Origin of the sequence: Mixta hanseatica (assembly GCF_023517775.1) — a bacterium.
Classification (GTDB): Bacteria; Pseudomonadota; Gammaproteobacteria; order Enterobacterales; family Enterobacteriaceae; genus Mixta; species Mixta hanseatica.
In genome coordinates this window covers 1-20,522 of sequence record NZ_CP082906.1, presented here as the reverse complement: position 1 = coordinate 20,522, position 20,522 = coordinate 1, and the positions used below count along the sequence as shown (strand labels likewise).

Annotated in this window: 25 protein-coding genes; all 25 read right to left on the bottom strand. The window is 40.9% G+C overall.

The window, feature by feature from the left end; genetic code table 11:
- Entirely contained in the window at nucleotides 1-501 is a 501-nt protein-coding gene (locus tag K6958_RS20925; RefSeq protein WP_000823828.1) for a thermonuclease family protein, read from the bottom strand.
- The gene (locus K6958_RS20920; RefSeq protein ID WP_000729818.1) at nucleotides 501-716 is read right to left on the bottom strand and encodes a hypothetical protein; all 216 of its coding nucleotides are present in this window, start codon (nucleotides 714-716) and stop codon (nucleotides 501-503) included. The genes K6958_RS20925 and K6958_RS20920 overlap by 1 nt, the downstream gene beginning before the upstream one ends.
- Nucleotides 717-737: 21 nt before the next feature.
- On the bottom strand, nucleotides 738-1,079 hold the full coding sequence (locus tag K6958_RS20915) for a hypothetical protein (protein WP_000773638.1): 342 nt from the start codon (nucleotides 1,077-1,079) through the stop codon (nucleotides 738-740).
- 242 nt (nucleotides 1,080-1,321) lie between these two features.
- Complete coding sequence (locus K6958_RS20910; protein WP_000027026.1) at nucleotides 1,322-1,525, bottom strand: hypothetical protein; 204 nt, start codon at nucleotides 1,523-1,525, stop codon at nucleotides 1,322-1,324.
- A 10-nt stretch (nucleotides 1,526-1,535) separates the two neighbouring features.
- Entirely contained in the window at nucleotides 1,536-2,105 is a 570-nt protein-coding gene (locus K6958_RS20905; RefSeq protein ID WP_032347970.1) for a hypothetical protein, read from the bottom strand.
- 1 nt (nucleotide 2,106) lies between these two features.
- Nucleotides 2,107-2,892 (bottom strand): SprT-like domain-containing protein, encoded by a 786-nt coding sequence (locus tag K6958_RS20900; RefSeq protein WP_000801174.1) that lies wholly within the window; start codon nucleotides 2,890-2,892, stop codon nucleotides 2,107-2,109.
- A gap of 247 nt (nucleotides 2,893-3,139) precedes the next feature.
- Nucleotides 3,140-3,451, bottom strand: coding sequence for a DUF1496 domain-containing protein (locus tag K6958_RS20895; protein WP_000589269.1), 312 nt, complete (start codon nucleotides 3,449-3,451; stop codon nucleotides 3,140-3,142).
- Nucleotides 3,448-3,792 carry a hypothetical protein gene (locus K6958_RS20890; protein WP_000549465.1) on the bottom strand — a complete coding sequence of 115 codons (345 nt, stop codon included), beginning with the start codon at nucleotides 3,790-3,792 and terminating at the stop codon, nucleotides 3,448-3,450. The genes K6958_RS20895 and K6958_RS20890 overlap by 4 nt, the downstream gene beginning before the upstream one ends.
- Nucleotides 3,793-3,804: 12 nt before the next feature.
- Nucleotides 3,805-4,227, bottom strand: a complete 423-nt coding sequence (locus K6958_RS20885; protein WP_000004250.1) for an H-NS family histone-like protein — start codon at nucleotides 4,225-4,227, stop codon at nucleotides 3,805-3,807.
- Nucleotides 4,228-4,324: 97 nt separating this feature from the next.
- Nucleotides 4,325-6,505 carry a type IA DNA topoisomerase gene (locus K6958_RS20880; protein ID WP_000604073.1) on the bottom strand — a complete coding sequence of 727 codons (2,181 nt, stop codon included), beginning with the start codon at nucleotides 6,503-6,505 and terminating at the stop codon, nucleotides 4,325-4,327.
- 34 nt (nucleotides 6,506-6,539) lie between these two features.
- On the bottom strand, nucleotides 6,540-6,926 hold the full coding sequence (locus tag K6958_RS20875; protein WP_001076656.1) for a DUF7352 domain-containing protein: 387 nt from the start codon (nucleotides 6,924-6,926) through the stop codon (nucleotides 6,540-6,542).
- 85 nt (nucleotides 6,927-7,011) lie between these two features.
- A complete protein-coding gene (locus K6958_RS20870) occupies nucleotides 7,012-7,377 on the bottom strand; it encodes a TrbM/KikA/MpfK family conjugal transfer protein (RefSeq protein ID WP_000849236.1) in 366 nt (121 codons plus the stop codon).
- Nucleotides 7,378-7,392: 15 nt separating this feature from the next.
- Nucleotides 7,393-9,414 (bottom strand): type IV secretory system conjugative DNA transfer family protein, encoded by a 2,022-nt coding sequence (locus tag K6958_RS20865; protein WP_001177101.1) that lies wholly within the window; start codon nucleotides 9,412-9,414, stop codon nucleotides 7,393-7,395.
- A 22-nt stretch (nucleotides 9,415-9,436) separates the two neighbouring features.
- Nucleotides 9,437-10,498: a P-type DNA transfer ATPase VirB11 gene (gene virB11 / locus K6958_RS20860; RefSeq protein WP_001005925.1), complete on the bottom strand. Its 1,062-nt coding sequence runs from the start codon at nucleotides 10,496-10,498 to the stop codon at nucleotides 9,437-9,439.
- Nucleotides 10,499-10,574: 76 nt separating this feature from the next.
- Nucleotides 10,575-11,801 (bottom strand): type IV secretion system protein VirB10, encoded by a 1,227-nt coding sequence (virB10, locus tag K6958_RS20855; protein ID WP_000999412.1) that lies wholly within the window; start codon nucleotides 11,799-11,801, stop codon nucleotides 10,575-10,577.
- On the bottom strand, nucleotides 11,794-12,582 hold the full coding sequence (locus tag K6958_RS20850; RefSeq protein ID WP_000722128.1) for a TrbG/VirB9 family P-type conjugative transfer protein: 789 nt from the start codon (nucleotides 12,580-12,582) through the stop codon (nucleotides 11,794-11,796). The genes virB10 and K6958_RS20850 overlap by 8 nt, the downstream gene beginning before the upstream one ends.
- A 20-nt stretch (nucleotides 12,583-12,602) precedes the next feature.
- Nucleotides 12,603-13,394: a VirB8 family type IV secretion system protein gene (locus tag K6958_RS20845; RefSeq protein WP_000476772.1), complete on the bottom strand. Its 792-nt coding sequence runs from the start codon at nucleotides 13,392-13,394 to the stop codon at nucleotides 12,603-12,605.
- 224 nt (nucleotides 13,395-13,618) lie between these two features.
- Nucleotides 13,619-14,299, bottom strand: a complete 681-nt coding sequence (locus tag K6958_RS20840; RefSeq protein WP_001242571.1) for a type IV secretion system protein — start codon at nucleotides 14,297-14,299, stop codon at nucleotides 13,619-13,621.
- On the bottom strand, nucleotides 14,283-16,805 hold the full coding sequence (locus K6958_RS20835; RefSeq protein WP_000106191.1) for a VirB4 family type IV secretion system protein: 2,523 nt from the start codon (nucleotides 16,803-16,805) through the stop codon (nucleotides 14,283-14,285). Before K6958_RS20835 ends, K6958_RS20840 begins: the two co-directional genes overlap by 17 nt.
- A complete protein-coding gene (locus K6958_RS20830; RefSeq protein WP_000796685.1) occupies nucleotides 16,771-17,169 on the bottom strand; it encodes a hypothetical protein in 399 nt (132 codons plus the stop codon). Before K6958_RS20830 ends, K6958_RS20835 begins: the two co-directional genes overlap by 35 nt.
- A gap of 60 nt (nucleotides 17,170-17,229) precedes the next feature.
- On the bottom strand, nucleotides 17,230-17,547 hold the full coding sequence (locus K6958_RS20825) for a hypothetical protein (protein WP_001172952.1): 318 nt from the start codon (nucleotides 17,545-17,547) through the stop codon (nucleotides 17,230-17,232).
- 14 nt (nucleotides 17,548-17,561) lie between these two features.
- Nucleotides 17,562-18,239, bottom strand: a complete 678-nt coding sequence (locus K6958_RS20820) for a lytic transglycosylase domain-containing protein (protein WP_000241898.1) — start codon at nucleotides 18,237-18,239, stop codon at nucleotides 17,562-17,564.
- Nucleotides 18,240-18,332: 93 nt separating this feature from the next.
- Complete coding sequence (locus tag K6958_RS20815) at nucleotides 18,333-18,743, bottom strand: hypothetical protein (protein ID WP_000903582.1); 411 nt, start codon at nucleotides 18,741-18,743, stop codon at nucleotides 18,333-18,335.
- 210 nt (nucleotides 18,744-18,953) lie between these two features.
- Complete coding sequence (locus K6958_RS20810) at nucleotides 18,954-19,457, bottom strand: helix-turn-helix transcriptional regulator (protein ID WP_000288042.1); 504 nt, start codon at nucleotides 19,455-19,457, stop codon at nucleotides 18,954-18,956.
- Nucleotides 19,458-20,522, bottom strand: coding sequence for a replication initiation protein (locus tag K6958_RS20805; RefSeq protein ID WP_014710721.1), 1,065 nt, complete (start codon nucleotides 20,520-20,522; stop codon nucleotides 19,458-19,460).

Genomic DNA, 20,522 nt, shown 5'->3' with positions numbered 1-20,522 from the left:
TTACTCCTTATGCTGATTATGTAATTTTCGCCATTTCCACGGCTCGATTGCTTCATTGTCGTGCCACAGGCCGAGCCGGTTCTTACGCGCTTCGTTTTCCTCGCGCTCCATAGCCTTACTGGATGGTTTATCATGGTAACGATACGCCCACGCATAGCCATTTTTAACCATTTCCGCATTGACCAGGTACGACAAGCATTCACTATCACACTTCTTAACGTACACTTGCGCCAGCGTTCTACCATAACGATCTGTTCCCATGCTTCTGACTGCTACCGCGTCGGCATCCTTCACAAAGTCAGTTAGGAACTGTTTTGCTTTTTGGCCGTATGGCTGCTTTTTTTCTGGTGCATCAATATCGATCAGACGAACACGTAGAGTTTTACTATCCTCTGTAACCTCTAACGTATCGCCATCGAGGATGCGTGTCACAGTTGCAGCCAGCGAGAGGGAAGGGAGGAAGCATACAACAATGACCCAATAAACTAACTTCCGTTTCATTATTTCGCCTTATTAAGTTGCTCAAGAAATGCAGAAACATCTTTGAAAAGAAATTTTCGTTTCTTGTTCCAGCCTACAGAGATTGGTTTAGGTAAGGGAATGCCTTTATAGACCTGCTCATGTTCAAGAAGATAAGCTAATTCACCTTCAGTTATTTTAATGGAATCCGCAAAGCTCTTAAAATCAATTGTAAGCATACCTGTATTAGCCGCCATTATTAACCAACCCTTACACTATTAAAGTGAGTGTAGATTTACTATTTGTACGTTAGCAGGGGTAACTTGTACTGTTTCACCTTTATGAATGATGTTATCAGGGGCTTTAATTTCATTACTGATAAAGCTTACTTCATACTGTTTATTACGGCATGTTTTTTGATTAAACCAAATAACCTTTGTTTCTGGTTTATTTACAGGATGGACAAGAATCCCCGTCATAACGCAACCTGTAGCTGGTTCATCCAGCGAAATGTTAGCTGAATCGCTATCTTTGAAGTAATAAGTTAGCGGCAGCGGGGCGGCATGAGTCGCAAAAGTGAAAAGCATTAAAGATACCAGACTGGTTTTATTAAGCTTCATTGTAATAATCGCTCCGCTAATTTAAAAGGAAGGGCGCTGGTACACGCAACCCGTTAAATTCATATTAGGCTCAAAGCGCCTAATATGCAATAGCAACGAACAAAAAAAGTGCCATTAGGCACACAAACGCAACAGGCACATACTCAGATCTGTTCAAAGGGTAGGGTTAAATCAGTGCCGTTTGGCACTGATTTAACATAACAATGATTATGCGCACTAAGCTATTGATATGTAAGTATTATCTATCTGGCTGGCGCTGCACCAATCAGCCGCAGCGCCTTATCTACTTCTTCAAGGCCGAAGATCTCTATTGACGGCCATTCTTTACCAGAAAGCTCACAGGCAAGACAGGCGGCATTGTATGAATTTAACCGCTCACGGTGCAATGCTTGCAAAGCTACAACAATAATGGTTCTCTCATCACCCTTTAGATCTTGAATGCTCATTCTGCCTCCTTCAACTCTTTGAATTGATATTCAGGACTTTGTTTTTCCACTCATCAAAGCTCAGGTCACTTTTATAGAAGGTTTTCCACTTTGTATAATGCTCAAAAGTTGCATCATTTAGATCATCCTTTTCGCATGTTTTTTTATTCTGGCGAGCTATAATTTTACCTTTACGCTTTTGCATTTTCTCATACAAGCGTAAAAAGCGAGCGCCAAAAATGTATTTAATATAATTGCGCTCTAAGAGTTCAGCAATATAACCAGCTATAATAACCGTTGCATGGAATGTAGCGTATACAATTACACATAGGAACAAACCAGCCATAAAAAACTGCATTATTTCAGGAAACGAAAACTCTAACCTATCCCACCACGAACTATAATCATGAATTGATTGAGGGAAAGAGCCTTTCTTTCCTGTCAGCGAATCAATAAGAAAGGCCGAAAGCCACATGATAGGATTAAAAACACCAAACAAAGAAGCAATTGAGTAATAGCAGCTTGCGAGTATCACAGCGCAACCTAATAAAACTCCTAATAATCTAATATGCAGCAATTTATATTTTAATTTATTTTTCATATCAATTCCCCTCAACAATCAAATCAACTTCACAATCACCGCACATCAGGTTAGCGCTAGGTTTCGCCCACGCTTTCAAACCGCACTCAGGGCAGCAGAACGTAGCACGGCCTGTAGCGCCCTTTACAGGAGGTTTAATCATTATCCCTGCATCAGCATCATCATTGCCATCAATAATTGCAGCCTTGCCTTTGCTTACTGTCTCAGTAAGCTTGCTGATAAGCTCCTTATCGTTTTTGTCTGTTACCTTGAGCCAATCATCAAGAATATCGAGATTGGCCTTAGAAGGGATTACAGCGCCCTCAGACCACTTATCATACCAGGAGATCGAAAAGCCATTTTTAAGCAGGTCATAAACTGCGGTCTGAAAACGTCCACCGCGAATAATGTAATGCGTCATTTGCTGACCCGTCTTTTTCCCGCCAGGCATTCCCGTATTAGACGGCATCAAACCTACTTCTTCCATCTTCTTGCCCCAAACTCGATCATGATACCCGCCCCTGCACTGCTTTACGCCTGGCGTGTAATGCTGCCATACGTGAACCATTTCATGACAAAGCGTAGAGAGCGTATCAGCGAGCGAGCGACCACCAAAATAATCTGGATTCATCGCCAGTTCGGACAGCACCGACTCCCCCGCAAAACGTGACGGAGCAAAATAGCCGAAGGTGTTACGCCCCCGCTGTAGAGTCAGAAGCATATCCGGCAGATCACCATTAAAAAGCGTTGTATTGAAAAAATCGTATGCTTGCTGGAGTTCGCTATAGGCTTTGATTGCTGGCTTCATCTCTTGTTTCTCATTTTGTATTGTACAATACAATTATAGTGCCGTTTGGCACTATTGCAAGCGATTAATACACCAAAATAATTGACGGAATCAGGCGCGTGAGGCTCACGCGGTCGCAGCTGGCCAGCTCGCCGGCGTTTTATGAGATTTCTTTCAAATCATGAGTTTACGATGAATGGCAAGTAACAAGAATCAGACTGATAATTTGAACAAAAAAAAGCCCGCTCAGGCGGGCTTAAAGATAATGTTATTTTTTTTCGATTGGCCGGATTTTTGGTGAGCCGTTTTCCTCGCCACAGAACTGTTTTCCTTCATCAACAACAGCGCCTTGTGTATATAGCTTGCCGTCAAAGTAGCAAGATGTTTGAGCTTGTTCAGATACCCGCCCTGCGTTCTGCTTTACCAACTCTTTTAGCAGCGCGTTAGTTTCGGCGTTTTGTGTTTTGATCTGCTCAAGAACTACAGCAGCATTTGTATCAACAACTGGCGAACTAGCAGCAAAGCAGGAAGCCGCAAACGTACTACTCAGCAGAACTGCAACCTTCAAAAATTTGATCATTTATCATTCCCTTCCGATTTAAGTTTACCCACAACAACCGCCCCGCGCGTAATGCTGTAACCAACATCACCCACATAATTTTTGTTTTCCTGAAAGCACTGATCACTTGAGCCAATATTTATAGGCACGATGTTGATAACCTCATACCCCGCGCTATCAAGCTTGTTATAGCTCTCAGCAAGCTTTGCGGCATAATCATCTAAATCAGGCACATTGTTAACGTAGTCTTTAACGATTTTGGGATCACCCAGGCCTAAAAATCCTGTTCGCTGTAGCTTTTTTTGTGATGCGCAAGGCACATAAAACCAGTCAGTCACAAATTTATCTTTGTTCTTATGCACTACTCCGCCCCCTTATTTATCATCAGGAATCAAAAAATCATCCAGTTTCTTTCCTGCTGCTATAGCTTCCTCAATAGCTTTAGGTTTACGCCCTCTGCCCGTCCAGTATTGCATTTCACCGTTAACTTCAAACTGATATTTGGCTGGAACCTGCTGTACCACCCGTTTTTTTCGGGTAGTACCCGTATCAGAAGCGCCTGTTAGTTCCTCAACTGAAAATCCCTCACTGGCGATCATTTCAAGGAGTTCGCGTTTACGTGCATCACGCTGTTCACGCTCTTTAGCTTCACGTTCCGCATCTTCACGCAGTTCTTCAACTACCGCGTTGAACTTTTGAGCCATATCCTTAAGTAACTCAAAATCAACTTCACGCGCAAACGCTCTCAATGAACGAATGTTAGAAAGAACTTTACGGACGTTTTCAGATTCACTCATGGCGGTTCCTCTTAGTGTGATTAGTTAAGTACGACACTAGCTATAAATTATATTTAATATAAACACAAGAGAAAGCGGGGATTGCTCCCCGCGTCTTTTATGCTTTACGGGCGGCGAACTCGAAAGTTACCCGTTTTTGTTCTTTGTCGATTACAAGCGCTGCCTCAAATGATTTGCCAGCTTTAGATTTAAAGCCTTTAATCACTTTCGTCCTGCCAGCATTCATTAGTAATTGCATTTGATTGTCTGTCAGTTCTTTTTCAGAAATTTTACGCCAAATTTTGAAACCACATCCTTCATTCTGACAAGCATAGACTTTAGGTGTTAGCTTCATTTCAGAAGAACAGCAGAAGCATTTACCTACAGGTTTATTATCAGCGAAATTTTGAGCAGCAGAAACGATACCATGTGAAAGCTCAGGGTTCATAAGCTCTTTAACGGTATTGTTAATATTGATAATGAAATCGCCTAATTCAAGATCACCCTCCATTATCATCATTTGTTGCTCATGCCATAATGCTGTCATATCAGGCGCTGTAACCGCTACAGGGAGGTTTTTAATAAAACCTATACCTTTCTCTGTCGGAATAAGTTTCCCGTTCTGTACGGTGAAATAGCCCGTGCTTTCGAGATTACTGATAATCGTTGCTCGCGTAGCTGGCGTACCGATACCGCCACGTTCCCCTTTCTTACCTTTGTCTTTGCTTAACAAAAGCTGTTTGATGTGAGGATCGGTAACGTAACGACTAACACGCTTCAAATCTTCAAGGAAGGTTTTCATAGTGTAGACAGGTAGCGGTTTGGTTTCTTTCTTATCTACACGCACATCATTACAAACCCCTACATCATCCACGTTCACAGCACTGATAGCATCAAAAGCCGAATCGGTGTTTTCCTCTGTACTGTCATCATCGGAATCCTCAGCTTCAAGGGCAGTCCAGCCAGGGCTAACGAGTTTTGTTGCGCTCCCACCAAAGCGATAACCTTCACACTCGATAATAACTTTTGCTGATTGGTATTTCTTGTCATCGAGGAATTGAAGCAGATAGCGTAATACTATAGCTTCATAAACCTTTTTCTCTTTTGAAGTAAGCTTATCAAGATTTCGCGGTTCTGCCGAAGGAATGATACCAGTATGTGCGCTTACATTATCATCGTTAAACGCAATACCTTTACGTTTAATATCGAAACCGTTGTTATTAATAACGGATTCAAGTATCCCGCCGCTAATATATTTCTTTAAAGCCTCTAAGGTTGCGGGTGCTTCATCATATTGATCGCTTGTAAGATAACGACAATCCGAGCGGTTATAGGAAATAGCAGCTATCTCTTTAGAGCGTAGCTTTTGAGTAATTTCCATTGTTTCCGTTGGATCAATGTTATCTTTTAACATATAGGCTTGAAGCCCTAACAGGTCAAAAGGTAGCGGTGGTGGCGTATGCTTATCCTCCACTTTCGCAACAACCACAGTTGAGGGCTTCATAACACATGCTGATTTAATGTTTTCCGCCACTTCTGGAGATAATATTTTTCCATCTGTAGCAAACTTATCATCAGCAATAAGTTTTAAATAAACAGATTTCAAAATGTCATGACTGGAATAAACATCATAGTAATTAGATTTAACATGGTTTTTAAAATCTTCATAGCGCTTAACTATCAAGCCGAGCATAGGCGTTTGTACCCTACCACACGTAAGCTTGCCATTGCCGCCATGTTGACGATTTAGAAGCGTATAATAGCGCGTCATGTTAAGACCATAAATCTGATCGCCTTTAGCCCTGGCTAAAGCTTTTAGCGCAAGACGCATGAATTTTTCAGAATTACCGTCCTGTAATTTTGAAAGCGCTTTCTTTGCTGCATTAACGTTCAGGTCATTTAGCAATAATCGCTGAACAGGCTTATTATAATTTTCTTTCCAAAGAATTTCCCTAACCAACAACTCACCTTCATCATCAGGATCGCCAGCATTAATCACCGATGATGATTTTCGTAGCAAATCAGTAATGATTTTGTATTGCCGCTCTACATAACCGTTTTCCGTAGTTTTTATTTCGTGGGAAACTTCGGTTAGATCCATTGGCAAATCTGCCATAACCCATGTTTTGTAAGAAGGATTAACTTTATCAGGAGGTGTAAGTACCAGCATATGACCATAACACCAAGTAACAAAATTATTATTTGCACATTCCCAATAACCATTTTTCTTTACTTCACCGCCGAAAGCTTTAGCAATAATTTCGGCTAATTCCGGTTTTTCTGCAATAGTTAAAATCATATAACCCCCTTCACTATTTATATTAAGTATAAAACTACTGGTTTTCCTCGAAAATGTGGAACACATGGCTTTCAGGGTATGCTGTACCAATATAAGTTGTATTTTCTGGTACACTTCCACCTGTTGGTATGACATTAAAAACACGTTTAACGTTTATCTGATTTTCGGGAACAATAGCCCAAATATAAACAGAATCACCAATACCCTTTATGGTTATGATTTCTGCGCTAGCTGGCAACATTAGCGCACTTCTCATATTAGGCTCTAACTCGTACTTAAGAATCACGCCGGACGTGTTTAGAGTTTTCTGGCCTGTACTGTATTTCATATTGCGCTTTTTTTTCTTTTGCGAGTTATAAAGAGCAAAGGCTAAACAAAATATTATAAAGAGTATAAAAATCCAAACCGATGATTGATTCATAACGCTCTCCAGTTAGTGAGTACATTACTATAGTGCCAAATGGCACGTTAAGCAATAAAAAAAGCCCCTTAACGGGGCTTAGCGATCAAAAACTTTTCAGCTTTCCGAACTTTTTCAAAATCTGCTTAACAATATCAGGATCTGCCGAAGGGCAACCATTCAAAAAGTTTGTACGCTTTTTAAGCGTCTTTGTGGGATCAAAGATACCATGCTTTTTAGTGGCCTTAATGGATTTGAAAGCCTTAACCGCAGCATTACACTCGTTCTGGCTGTTCCCTGTCATTTGACCATATAAACACGTCACAGCAACGCACGGATCGCCGCTGTCGGGGCTTTCCTCGCCAGGATCAGAGGACACCCCTTCAAATGGTGCTAGCGCGGTAGCAGCCAACGCACCAGATGAAGTAACAAGCGTTGCTGAAAGAATTAAAGCAGTTAAAATTGTTTTCATAAAACCCCCTTCTTATCAGGCACTGGCGATAGACGGAATATCACGCCGTTTATCGCGTGGAATTTCGTAATGTTCAATATCTTGCAAGATTGGAACGTCTGGAACGTTGTCAGTAGCAACCTTGCGCCTTTCCATGAATACCGGTTCATCAAAGTACACAATCTTATGAGCTACAAACGGCTTAACCTGCTCCATAATTATGACTTCATTAACGGCGACTTTTGTTCTTTTCCCTTTGTTGATTTTTTGCATCACATATTTTTGTGACCCTAACTCTACAATCTCTTGCGGCATATAAAGGTCACGGCCTACGTATTGCTCGTTCGTGCCGTTACTGATTTTGCCGCCGTTACTAGTTCTGGAGTTAGTTTTTATTTTAACGGTTTTCTTACCAAATGTTTTACTAATGCGTTCAGCGGTAGAATCAACATCTTTAGGAGGATAAACGACTTCTACAGCAAGGTTCTTTCTCAGCGTGAAAGCCCCTGATTTTCCGTACGCATCATCAGATTCTAACTGTTCGTCATTCTGATAGATAATCATATAACGGATATTATAACCTGCCGTGAATGCTATAGATTTCTCGATAATACCCACACGCCCCATAGACGTAAATTCATCAAGCACTAAGAGGCATTGATATTTTAAAGTTTTATCATGCTCAGGCAGAGTTTGTGTGTTGACCCTTACCAACTGACTAAAGAACAGATTGATTAGTTGCTTGTACTTTTCCATGCCTGTTGGTGAAAGCACAATATATACAGACATCCTTTTACGGCGTAAGTCATTAAAATCAAAATCAGAGGCGGAAGTAGCGAGTCGGCAAGATTCAGCTTCAAATATCTTAAGAGGCTTATTGAAGTTCTGCATGATATTACCGCGGGTTTTTGGGTCTACAGCGATAAATCGGTTAAAACCTTCAACACAACCTTTGCTAAGTGGATAACCTTTATCTTTCCAATAAAGGATTTCATCATTCATCCACTCGGCCATATCTGGTACACCTGTAAGGGAATACAGTTGCGCCATAGAAACCGGATAGGGCTTCATAAGCTCCCTATCATCATCAATACCGTTCTTCCTGTTATCTTCAATCTCAGCATTGATTTTATTTATCGTTTCTTCCATATCCAGCATGTACAGAATATAGGATTCAAATACAGCTTCTGCCATGCTGTTCCAGATAGCATTATCACCCCCTTCATCAGGGAAAAGAATTGTTGCCAAATCTTTTATTTCACCGACACGACGCGATTTAGAACGGCTTATGTAGTCCAGCGGGTTCCAGCGGTGTGATAAAACATGCTCAGTATTTCGGAACTTTTCATTAAAAGCTTGTTGTTCCTCTGGTGACAGATTGAGGTAGTAATCGCTAAATTTAAATTCTTCAAATTCTTCTTCGGAGAAACGATACCCATCAGGGGCAAATACAAAAACTTCCTGCCCCATTTTTTTACGATACCCAGCCGTAAAAATATAGTTCTCAGCTTTAATATCAAGAACACAAACAGAATCACGATAATTGAGAAGATTAGGTATAACAAAACCTACCCCTTTACCGCTTCGTGTTGGAGCGCCTAGCCCTAAGAACTGTTGCCCTGCAAACTTAAGGTATTTACCTTTGTATCTGCCTTTTGCAACTTTACCAATCAGGATCTCAGGAAATTCATCATCGGTATCAAGCAAACCACTTTCTTTGATTTCTTCATCAGTTATCAATTTTGCATTTCCATGTACATCCGGTTCAGGAAACTCAAAGAAAGCACCAATAATGATAGCAGCCAGAGGAACGATAATTGCCGCTGCAAATATGATTGTACCTAATGATATTGCGGCATGTAATTTTTTATACTCCCATAAAGGCCACGCCTTGATTAAGGTATCGTATGAGAGAAGATTAGTATCTACTTTCGATATAAGTAGAAAAACGTAACCGCCCCCATATACCCCGATCGCGCCGCCTATGCCTACCATTAAGATAGAGAATATTATAGTTGATATAATATCGGACTTTTTAAGATTCTGCCTTAATTGCATACCCCCCCCCTTATTAATTCTGTTAAGCCACCATGCCTAAAAGACGCATAACAGCTTCATTTTTTTCTTCTGGATTGTAATAGATCTTTGTCATATAAGAACCTTTCCAGAAGGAAATTATATCTATTGTGCTGGCGACAGTATTTGTAATCAAACCATAATCAAGTGTTGTACCTACCTTCGATTCTTTGATAAGTGATGAAAGTCGGCTATAAACAGCAGCAGGATTATCGTCAGCGTGAGTAGAAGTCAGGCTTCCATTATGACCAGTATTCAACATGCCTAAATAGTTCCAGGCTTCATCCCCCCTTAATTCAGTAAGGAAGATGTGATCAGGCTTCATACGCATACCAGCTTCAATTAAATCTTTGGCGGTAGCGCCGATTCCCTCACGCTTAAAGAACAAATGAACATGATTAGGATGGTTAGGCAAATCAAGTTCATGTGTATCTTCAATCGTTATATAGCGCCTGTTAGCTGGAAAAAGGTCTGCTATAGCTTTCATGAAGGTAGTTTTACCAGACCCCGTAGCGCCAACCATAACGTGATTTAAACGCATCTGAACGCTTTTTTTAAAAAAGCGATCCATATCTTTATCTTTAAGAAAGCCAAGAAGTTCAAGTTGTTCGCCTGTCAAAGCCTTTTCTTTCACGTAAGCTCTACCACAAATTTCAAAATCAGAAAGGCGACCACTATTGATATAGCTGTTTAAATCAAATCTGCTTTTTGAAGGTTTACGAATAGTAAAAGAAATTGTACCGTCCTCTGCCGCAGGAGGTAAGATTATTTGCCCCCTCTCCCCGTCAGGTAAGGTCACAGAGTGAATAGGTTTCGAAGCATTGTAATCCTGATCAATACCGCCAGTATGACTTTTGACAGATAATGATTGAGCAAGCATTTCAAGATTGGAGTAATTACAATCTTCATTAACTTGCGACTCCCAACCTTTGCCACGTTCAAACCAGATTCTTCCAGGTTGGTTTATAGCTACTTCTGTTAAACCGTCATAACCTAAAATCTCGGTTATTCCTGTTTTTGCTAACTGATTACGGATTACATTGAAATTCCCATAGGATTCATTCATTACAACCTCTGAATTATATTAAATATAAGTGAAGGGAACCCCCTTCACTTATCATTTATTTATGCGTCACCTTTTATCAATGAAGTTCATAAACATTATTGAAATAAGTATCACGCGGTACGATGATTGAAATCAATTCACCCTGATTAATATATGCAGTAGGTGGAATATTAATTGAGTTTTCAAGCGCGATACTTGCCATGTTACTGGCGGCATCTTCGGTATTATCTACTTTAATGCTGTTATCATTGTTATTATCACTGATTTTATTAGCTGCCGTTGCCAGCGCATCATCAATGAAGCTAAGCATGATCGCATTGCCAAAACGCTGCCAGAAATGCAAATCAACCCATGCCGGAATACCCGCAGCCCCCAGACCATCAACGCCAAGAGCATCAATACGAACGCGAATACCTTTAGGTGTTTCGGCTGTTGTCCAGTTTACGAATACTCGCGCCTGACCTTGAACAAGGGCGTTTTGCTGTTCACCAAAGAACTTAGTACCCGCCTCAAGCAATAATGTATTTCCATCGTTTGAGTAGATATTTTTGGTTAACTGGCAGATCGGCAACCCCTGATAAGTGGTAACGATCTTTGTTTTCAGCACACATGGTAATACTGTACCCATACCCAAAAGCAAACTACGGTCTTTCAGAATGGAAGCTTGACCATTGGCGTAAGTACCACCTTCCAGCGCCTTATTTAAGCCCCCTCCCGCGCTTTGTGAGGCCGCCCCACCATTAGCAGTACCCTTACCCTCGCTACCAGCGTAAACCAAGCCCTTACCCTGTAGCTTTCGCTCTTGCGGTGTTGGCGGGGCATCGTTATTGCCACCGTTACCGCCAGCTCGTGAAGCGTTGTTGTTTGCGCTGCCGTTACCTAATTTACCCTGGGCTTCTAATTGCGCCATTAGCGCATCTTGTTTGGCCTTTTCTTCTGCCAGGCGTTTTGCTTCTGCTGCTTTACGTTCTTCTTCTGCGGCTTTTTCTTCTGCCGCTTTACGCTCAGCAATGGTATTCATCAGCTTATCCACGCCCCTGTTCCCAGTATCGCTACCTACACTTTTTTCAAGTGTCGGATCAACCGGCTTACCCGCTTCTTCTGTATCACCCTTATGGAAAGCTCTCCAGACAAAGGCACCTGCCACCGCGAGGATTAGAACAATAGCCCCCCCAAATATGAGAATGTCTTTCAGATAACCCTTTGAGGCTTTCTTACCGCGCTGGCCTTGTAAGTCTACCGTTGCGCGATCATCATCAATTGAAGGGATAGCACCGATTTCATCTTTCTGATTATCATTCATCAGATTTAATCTCCCTAGTCATGCCATTGGTAGTACCACTACGATTAGACGGCATTGCCTTAATCGTATCTGACCGAACCGCGACAACTTTCTTACCAAGACGAATTACAAACTCAGGGTTAGTTTCCTGTACGACAATAATATTATTATTCTCGCTATCAGGATTCCCATTCACTAGCATTTCTTCACCATCGCCAGCAACACGGTAAATCATTGGAAGATCGCTTGAAGGATTAAATTTAAAGCATGTAAAGCGCCCATCATCCCATACTTCATATGGTGCAAAAGACTCTTTACCCTGCAACTGATAATTCCAGTTCGCATTGTAAGCGCCATTAGATTGACAAGGCGGTCTTTTAAATACTGTCGCGTTTGCAGCACTGTATTTTTTAGGATATTTAAATCTAACCATCCATGAAGGATTACCCTTTACAGACTGTAAAAAGAAAACATAGGTTCGCTTATTTGATACTAACGTAACGTTCGTATCAGGTTGTTCAGCGATTGGCCTGATAAAAATATTATTCCCTCGAACAGAAACATCCCAAGCATCAGGATCACCAAACCCCATCCCTGCCTGATCATCAGTTATAAACTCACCATCCTGTAACTTGATTAATGTTGATGTTCCGGCTTTAACCCTAACGAGAACAGCATCATCAGGATTATAAGTAGCTTCCTGAATGCGAGCGTCATAGCTCGTCGGCTGCGGCACATTCAAGGCGTTTGCAACGCCTGGTAAAGTTGCCGCTATGCACCCAGCTAAAAGAATCTTTTTCATTAACCCCCCCTCGCCTTTCTTTATTTTTGTGATTCTTGATCGACACGATAACTAGTCACATTAAAACCAAGTGGGTTATTAATATAATCATCATCGGTTCTTAATTTATGCTCATAGTCAAAAGTAATCGTGGCTTGCCAGTGAGTAATCGGATAGCCAGGAATCGGCTTACCAGCCCCATCAGTAACCGCTTTATAAAAGCGCACGGTTCCAACGCCTTTGTTGCTGTCTACAATCGGCTTAGAAGTAATGCCGACTTTCATTACTTTATCTTTAGCCAATAAAACAAGCGGTGAGTTAGGGCTTTCAACAATAAAGCGCCTCATTGACTCATATACGCTAGGTGTAGAACGTAGTTTAACCTGGTCAAGACTGTTTTGAATTGAGTTCCAGTCATAAGACTCACGCTCTACAACAAAGTTAGCGAGGTTAGAAGCATCAATAAGGCTTTGATAAGTAAGCTTGATTTTATCGTCACCTACTGCTGAAACAATATTTACCTGACCTGTAACCTGATCTACTTCTGCGATATATGGCTTCACCTCTTTCAAAGGTGCAATAAAAGCCAAAGCAACAGCCATTGCACCCGCCGCAACGATACCGATTCCACCAAATCCAAAAGCAATCCACATCATACGGCGCTGTTCTGAAACTCTATCGCGCTGAAACCCTGCAATAGCACTTAAATGTACGTTTTTATCAGCGTCCAGTTGCTTTCTTTCTGGAGCGGTTAATTCGGCCATTTTTTTATTTTTATCGTAAATTTCGGCGCGTTCTTGATCGTTGAGCTTTTTTGGATTGCGTTTAAACATTTTATTTCCCCCTCTCTTGCTCAGCTTTTATTTTTTTTAACTGCGCTTGTGCGGCTGGAACGTGGGTATTCATTTGCACCCACTTACCCTTTGGTTTTGTTGGTTGAGGTGGATTAACTGAACACGCTGATAGAGTCATAAAACCCACAACTATCAAAACTAGCTTTAATGGCATGATACCCCCTTAGTAACAAGCCCTTTCGGGCTTGTTATATTTAGTATAATTATTTATCAACGCTAAATTCTTCTTTAAACTCAGCGCGGCGAGATGCTTGAGCAATCTTAAAGTTTGCATCAAAGTTAGCTTTTGCTAAGTCAAGTTTAGTTTTCTCATTGAGAAGATTATTTGACTCAGTGTTAATTGCGTTTTGATAATCCGCTTTTTCTTGCGGTGTTGCGGCTTGCTCAAGCTTTTTGGATAGATTGGAAATATGATCACTGCGTTTTACAGCCGTATTATATGCAGTTTGCATATTATTTAATTCAGTCAACATACTATCATATGCTTTCTGAACTTCGGAATCAGAAGAAGTAAGTTTGTACTTCTCCCTCAACTCACCAATATTATCCGCAGCATCTAATAAAGAATCAGCCGTTCGTTTATTTGGTAGATAGCTACTTAATGTAGGATCGTCCAGTAAGTCGTTTACATCAAAGTTAGTTACCCCTTCATATAACCGCTTACCTTCCGCTATCGTCTGGTCATGCAGGCTTTTAGCTTGCTTATATTGTTCGACAAGCTGATCATACTGCTGTTTCGCTGCCTGTAACTGTTGAAGCATATTTGTCGCACTTGCCGCATCAAATACAGGAATACCCGTAGCAAATGTTGGCGGTGAAACCAGTATGCTATTCACTGTTAAGGCACTTAACAGCATAAAGGATTTTTTATTCAGCATCCTCATACTCAGTATCCTCATATTCAATATCTTCTTCATCATCATGCTCAGCCTTACGTAACTTATGGTTACGTGCATTTTCTTGAATAAAGATTGGTATCCAGTCATTAGGATCATTGGAACCAATCCGCTTGATGATTTCCTCAGCAGCTTGTACGCCATATTTATCGCCAGATAAAACAGGCAGGAACTCATCAAATCCATGCAAATCCATAGTACCAAAAACGCTCGTATTGGATTTTTTAATTAAGAAGGTGCGGCTCGTCTTAGCAAGAGATTTAAGCTTTCTAAATTCCTTTCTTGTTATTCCGATTTCCTTGTAATGCTGCCATTTAGCATTAGGGTTAGGTAACAATACGCGAATTGTCGTTTGCTCATTAATCTCATTGAATATAGCGCAGTTGATAGCATCTACAGGCTGTTGAGAGATAAGCCAGCACATTTCATAATCCATACGCCCTGCTTTGAGCGATTGCTTTAACTGCTCTTGCGTAAGCGGGAAGTTAGCTGGCATCCAAAATTCTTCACAAGAAAAGATTGTCCAACGGCCTTTCTTGCGAGGGTTTATCTTCATTAAATCCTTATAGAAGAATAAAACCGCTAAAAGGATTTCAGCCGCAGGGTGAGGTTTACCATTAGGCTGTTTTTTCAGGATTACTGTACTGTCGAACGCAACCCTATCAAACAGCAATGGATCAAACTGATTTTGAGGACTATCAACCGCCCAGGCATAGCGCCCCATCCTACCGCCGTTCGCGTAGGCGGAAAACTCCATAAGGCGATTACGTAAAGGCGATGCAGCAATCATTTCAAGCACATTGCTAAAGCGCCGTCCTTCTCGTGGCAACTCCATTACCGCATCTACAGCCCTGACGATTTTAGCGCTGTCACCATCATCAAGTGTTCCCTCACTATTTGCGCCTATACGTTCTACCCAGGAGTAACAGAACTGGCGTATACGTTCCTTAATTTGTTCGGCAAAGGCATAATCAACTATACCGTTATCATCCGTTGCCATTTTTATTTCGTCTAACTGGAAAGGGTTCAGGCCAGTAAACTCACCTTCCCTAAGAACGAAGTATTGCGCACCCAACATCATCATTGGTAATCGCATCGACTGCTTAAAGTCTATGCCGAATAACATCGGATTAAAGCGCTCAACGAAGGATGTTAAAGCTGCCTGTAAAGTCGTTTTACCTGTACCTGTTTGACCTAAGAAGATACCGTGTCCTGATTCTGGCTCACCAACTACATCTTTAGCAGGATCACTATCAGTTGTTGAAAGGTAATGAATCCCGCCCTGTAATGTTTCCACAGGCATCATTGCCGTTCCATCCCCCATAGGGTTGCCAGTACGCTTACCTACCGAGAAGTTATGTAAAGAGAACTGGTCAGCCAGGGTAGAAGTGGAACGAACGGTATTGAGCGGTCTTTTCTTAGCATCGGGAAGTGAACTTATAAAAACATCCTCTTGTTCATCCGTGGCGCGAAGCAGCACATATCCCGCAGCGCTAAAGCCGGATTCAACGAGAATTGCATTATCATAAGCCTCTTTAGCGGTTTTACCATAAACCGAAACAACACCATGATAATCACCAAGAAAAACCTCACCGTTTTGAACAAGGTTTTTAATTGAGTTAAGCGCTGTACCTTCTTCATCAATTGCGGCATTTGTGGAATTGATTTTATTCGCTTGCCCGTCGATGATCGATATAGCCGTTAACTGACGAGTATAAATATAAGATTGGGCAAATGTTAATTCGCAAGGAATTGATAGAATAAAATCAAGCGCACCAGGCTTAATCTTTGCAGGGAATGAACGAAGGGTATAAGAAACACAATATTTATCTTGAGCATCATTAGCATTACGGATAAGGCTTATATCGTAACCAAAAATGCGCTCACTATTCCCAACTACTTTGTAGATAGGATCTTCTACAAGGGGTACTTTGAAATCATGATGGTTAATGAGCCATGAAAGGAAATTCGCAGATTCATTCATGTACCCATCGTTTTGCAGTACCGATAACCCAAATGGGCCACAAATTTTTTCCGACATTTTCAGGACGGAATCAAGTTTTTTTATCCCATCGTCAATTGAAGATTGACCGTAATTATAAATTAGCGTGATGTAGTATACAGATTCATAGTACCTGCCACCTGTATTAAACCGCTCCATGTATTTATCGACAAACTTCTGAATAAATACATTGTTCGATTTATAAACATCATTAACAAGGATTTCCCGCTTGTCTATGTATGTCCATAAACCAAGCTGACCAGCCATATCTTTACCAATACTGACCAGGTATGTTCTAAACAAATTATAGTTACTATAAAGTTCAGAATCATCAGCCAGCTCATATGGATAACCCGCTATTTTAACCGTAGCCATTAGCTTGTTATCCCCAATCATTGAGATTGAGTCAGTCACAGGATAACGATAGTGGGGGATTTTTCCTTCAAGAGCTTTCTTGTTAATGCTTCGCGCGTTTGATTTGTTCGTAGACATCATTCCCCCCATTTTCATCACCTAAAGACGGGGATAACTTATAAAGTCCACCGCCATTAAGAATCCTACGGAACTTCCCAGCTACTTTAAGCTGAAAAACTCTTAAAGCATCGAGGCTATTGATACAAATAAACTTAATAATAAAGAAAGCTAAAATTGTTGGAAGTGCAAATAACACGCCCAAAAGACTGTTTGTAGCGATAAAACCTATAACAGCAAGCAGCATTGATGAACCAAGTAAAGAAACACCCCATACAAGAGGAACGCCCCCCATATTAGGAATCATGTTCAATACATTAAGCGTTAGATGTTGGGTATTAATCGTTTCTTCTTCTTCAAGTTCTACATCATCATCTTCGGCCATAATAACCCCCTAGTTTTTTGATTAGGCCGCTTGCGCGGCCTTCGTCAGCATGTTTTTTTATTAGTTGCCGCCGAGATCCCAGAACCAAACAGCAAGCGCTGGCAGACCCGCAACGACAGCACAAGTAACCATTGCCATAAACAGATCATTCCAGCCAATTTTATTGATTTTAAGCATAAAGCCTTTAATCAAAAGATATACCGCCGCACCTGCGCCAAGCAGAGAGTAAATGGCGGTCTGCGCGGTTGAGATCCCACCTTCCGCACCACTGATACCACCCGCAGCAAACGCGCTCATAGGTGCAGATGCCATGACACTAGCGAAGAAAGAAAAAGCCAGAACCTTTACCTTTAACAGAAAGTTTTTAGTTTTTTGCATTTTAAATACCCCTTTTATTTAGCGAAATCATTGAAAACATCCCAAGCAGCCCGCGCTGGTTTGTTCCCTTCTACATTAATTGCACTTTCAACCATTTCAGGCTGATCCCCTTCGGGTTGCTGGTAAACTATGCCGCGCCGCAGATTATTGTTAACTGGCGTTAGGCTATCCCCTGCCCCCACTGGTTTCATAGCCGGAACAGAATAGATTTTATTCACAGCGTTATTAGCCAGATCAATATAGCTTTTCCCGTTCTTCTCCTTTTTGAACCCCCTCGTAAAATTATTTGAATAGTAGCACGATGCCGCAGCCCTCAATGCTTGCTGTTCATCAGGGTATTCCCCGCTATCAATCGCACGGTAATAACATTCCTCGAATATCTTTGAGGCCACCGTAACGTTCTTGCAAAAGTCAAAGGCCGTTTCATTAGTCAACCCATAACCTTTAAAGTTACCTACATAAATCTGTCCAAGTCCGACAGAATATTTATCACCTACTTTAGCAAGCTCATTAACAAAATGGACTGCTTCATTTTTGGATTTAAAGTAGTGCGAAGTGTTTTTAGTGACATTTGCCACAACGTAAGGATTGCCGTCTGACTCCACTGAAATAATTGTTTGTAGTGTAGTCGGATCAACATTCCCACCGCATTGCATTAGCAGACTTGCCAATACAGGAGCAGCAAGAACCATAATACCCCCTTTTCCACTTTTATATTAAATATAAAGCGTGTATTTCGCAAAAAACTACTATATCCATATTGTTAAAGAGCCTGTTAAGTAACTTCACTTAACTTTGAGAGCTAGTTTTTTCTTTACCAGCGCTAACACTGGCAAGCTCTCAATGAACTGATCTAAGACCAGAATCAAAAGTTTCTTTTTATTTATCCCCGCCTTGCGGCTTAAGGTTGTTATCTTAAAGTTGAGGTAAGCATCTAACTGAATTGATACACCAACCGAACAATAACCCTCATAAACTACTTGAGGCTTCCAGTCTTTATGAGGATCAAACGTAGAAAAAAATTCATCATTACCGATGGATATATTAAATATCGCTTCGATTATGTTCTTCTTTCCAACATTCACCCCTTCACTTAAAGCACTTAGGATTCGGTTCAACTTACCATCCAGATCGAGGCGTACCGCTACAGACTTGTAAGACTTCCCCCCTTTAGTGTCCTCATAATAATGCAACATTAACACCCCTTAGAGATTGGGATTTCCCAATCACAGGAAGGATTATAACGCTTCAAACGTATACAGGAAATAGTTATTTTAACTATTCCTATAACTAATACTTCTATTAACAGTTATTTAACACGCCAATATGACATAAAAAGCAAAATCCATATGCTAATCAATCCTTTACAAGTCATCCATTAAGTTAAGCATTACTACATTTTTAGTTCAGCCATGCTTAGCCTGGTCAAGCTTTAATCGAATCATGAAGAATACCCTTAGATCTGACAAAAAATCAACCGCATAAGTGCTTTTCAAGTCCTCTATCTGCTTACGTATCAGTTCAGCGGTTTTTTCTTTTTCCCTGTTAACAATTTCTTCAATTGTAAATCCCATACATACCAGGATCATGCACTGGTAAAGTTCATCGCTTATCTCAGGGAAAAGAGATTTATAACGTTCAGGGTTAGAGTTGAGCGTAATTCGTAGCTCAAATACCTGTTTAACTTCTTCATAATTATCTAACTGAAACTTTACCCGTATGTTTTCAATGTGAGAGTTTATCGTTTTTTTTGATATTGACATTAACTCCCCCATTCTAGGAGGTTTCAACCCAGATGAATGCAACATAAGCGTTACCAGTTCAGTGCTGGTTAGCTCAGGAAAAATATTGCTGATTTTATGAATATGCAGCAATAAATTTTTCTTAGAAAGCGGGTTAATCGTATACAATCACTTTTCCTCTTTTTTTGCGGCTCGTTTTGATTTACGTTCTGAAATAAGCCGCTCTATATAGCTAACCGCCTCAGTATTGCCTATGATTCCATAATAAAGAATTTCTTTACGCAGATAAGCCACTGGCAACTCTTCTTTTTTATCGTATTCTTTTAACTTCTTTTCATACTCACGTACCAAATCAAGGCACGTTTTAGCCCATTCACCCTCACCATGACTACCCTTCTTAACTCTCGGCCTACGCGGTAGCTTAGGCGGTTCTGGCTTAACCCTGATGTAAGCTTTATCACCTTCAACGATGTAGTTGAAAACCAGATGCGTAACCTTCCTTCCTGTAGTAACAGTTTCATAGCGAACTGTCAGGTCAGTCGTTCGGTTGATAGCATCAACAGCAGGATCGAGAACTCTAACCCTGAAATTTTTAAAGTCTGCATATTTACCCGTCAGACCAGAACGATCCTTCATCCAATCAATGCTAATTTTTTCAGTGCTGATAACGCCCGATTTTGGGTTTTTATATTTATCAAGTTTTCTATATCGGCTTAGCCAGGAATAAAGTCTAAATGCAAATGGAGTATCAAGTTTTGCCATTGCAAACACATTCATTTGCGTAAATTCATTTTTCAGATCGTATAGAAAAGGGGCGATTTTCGGAGAGAAAGAAAGTGTTATATCTGCGCCTTTATTAGCCCCATAGGTAATAGCTGAAAACCAATATCTAGCAACTGCATCCACTCTTTTTTTACGCTCGTTCCACTCATAAGTATAAATAGGTTTTGAGCCTAAAGTTAATGATACAGATTGAAGCTGATGGGCGCTATTTGCTAATTCAAGATCATACATAGCGCTGTACTCAGGCGCAGTTAACACAATCTCCGCGCCCTCCGGCTGCGGGTTCTTACTGTCGATTTTGGACAAGGCCAGCCAGAGCAACCTGATTTCCGCCAGGTTAATATCGTAACTACCTTCAATAAGCTGATTGCCTTGTGTTATCACTTTATTGTCGGCTACTGTAGCGCCACCGCTGACAAGCCCAGCATGAATATCTTGTTTTTGTTTCAC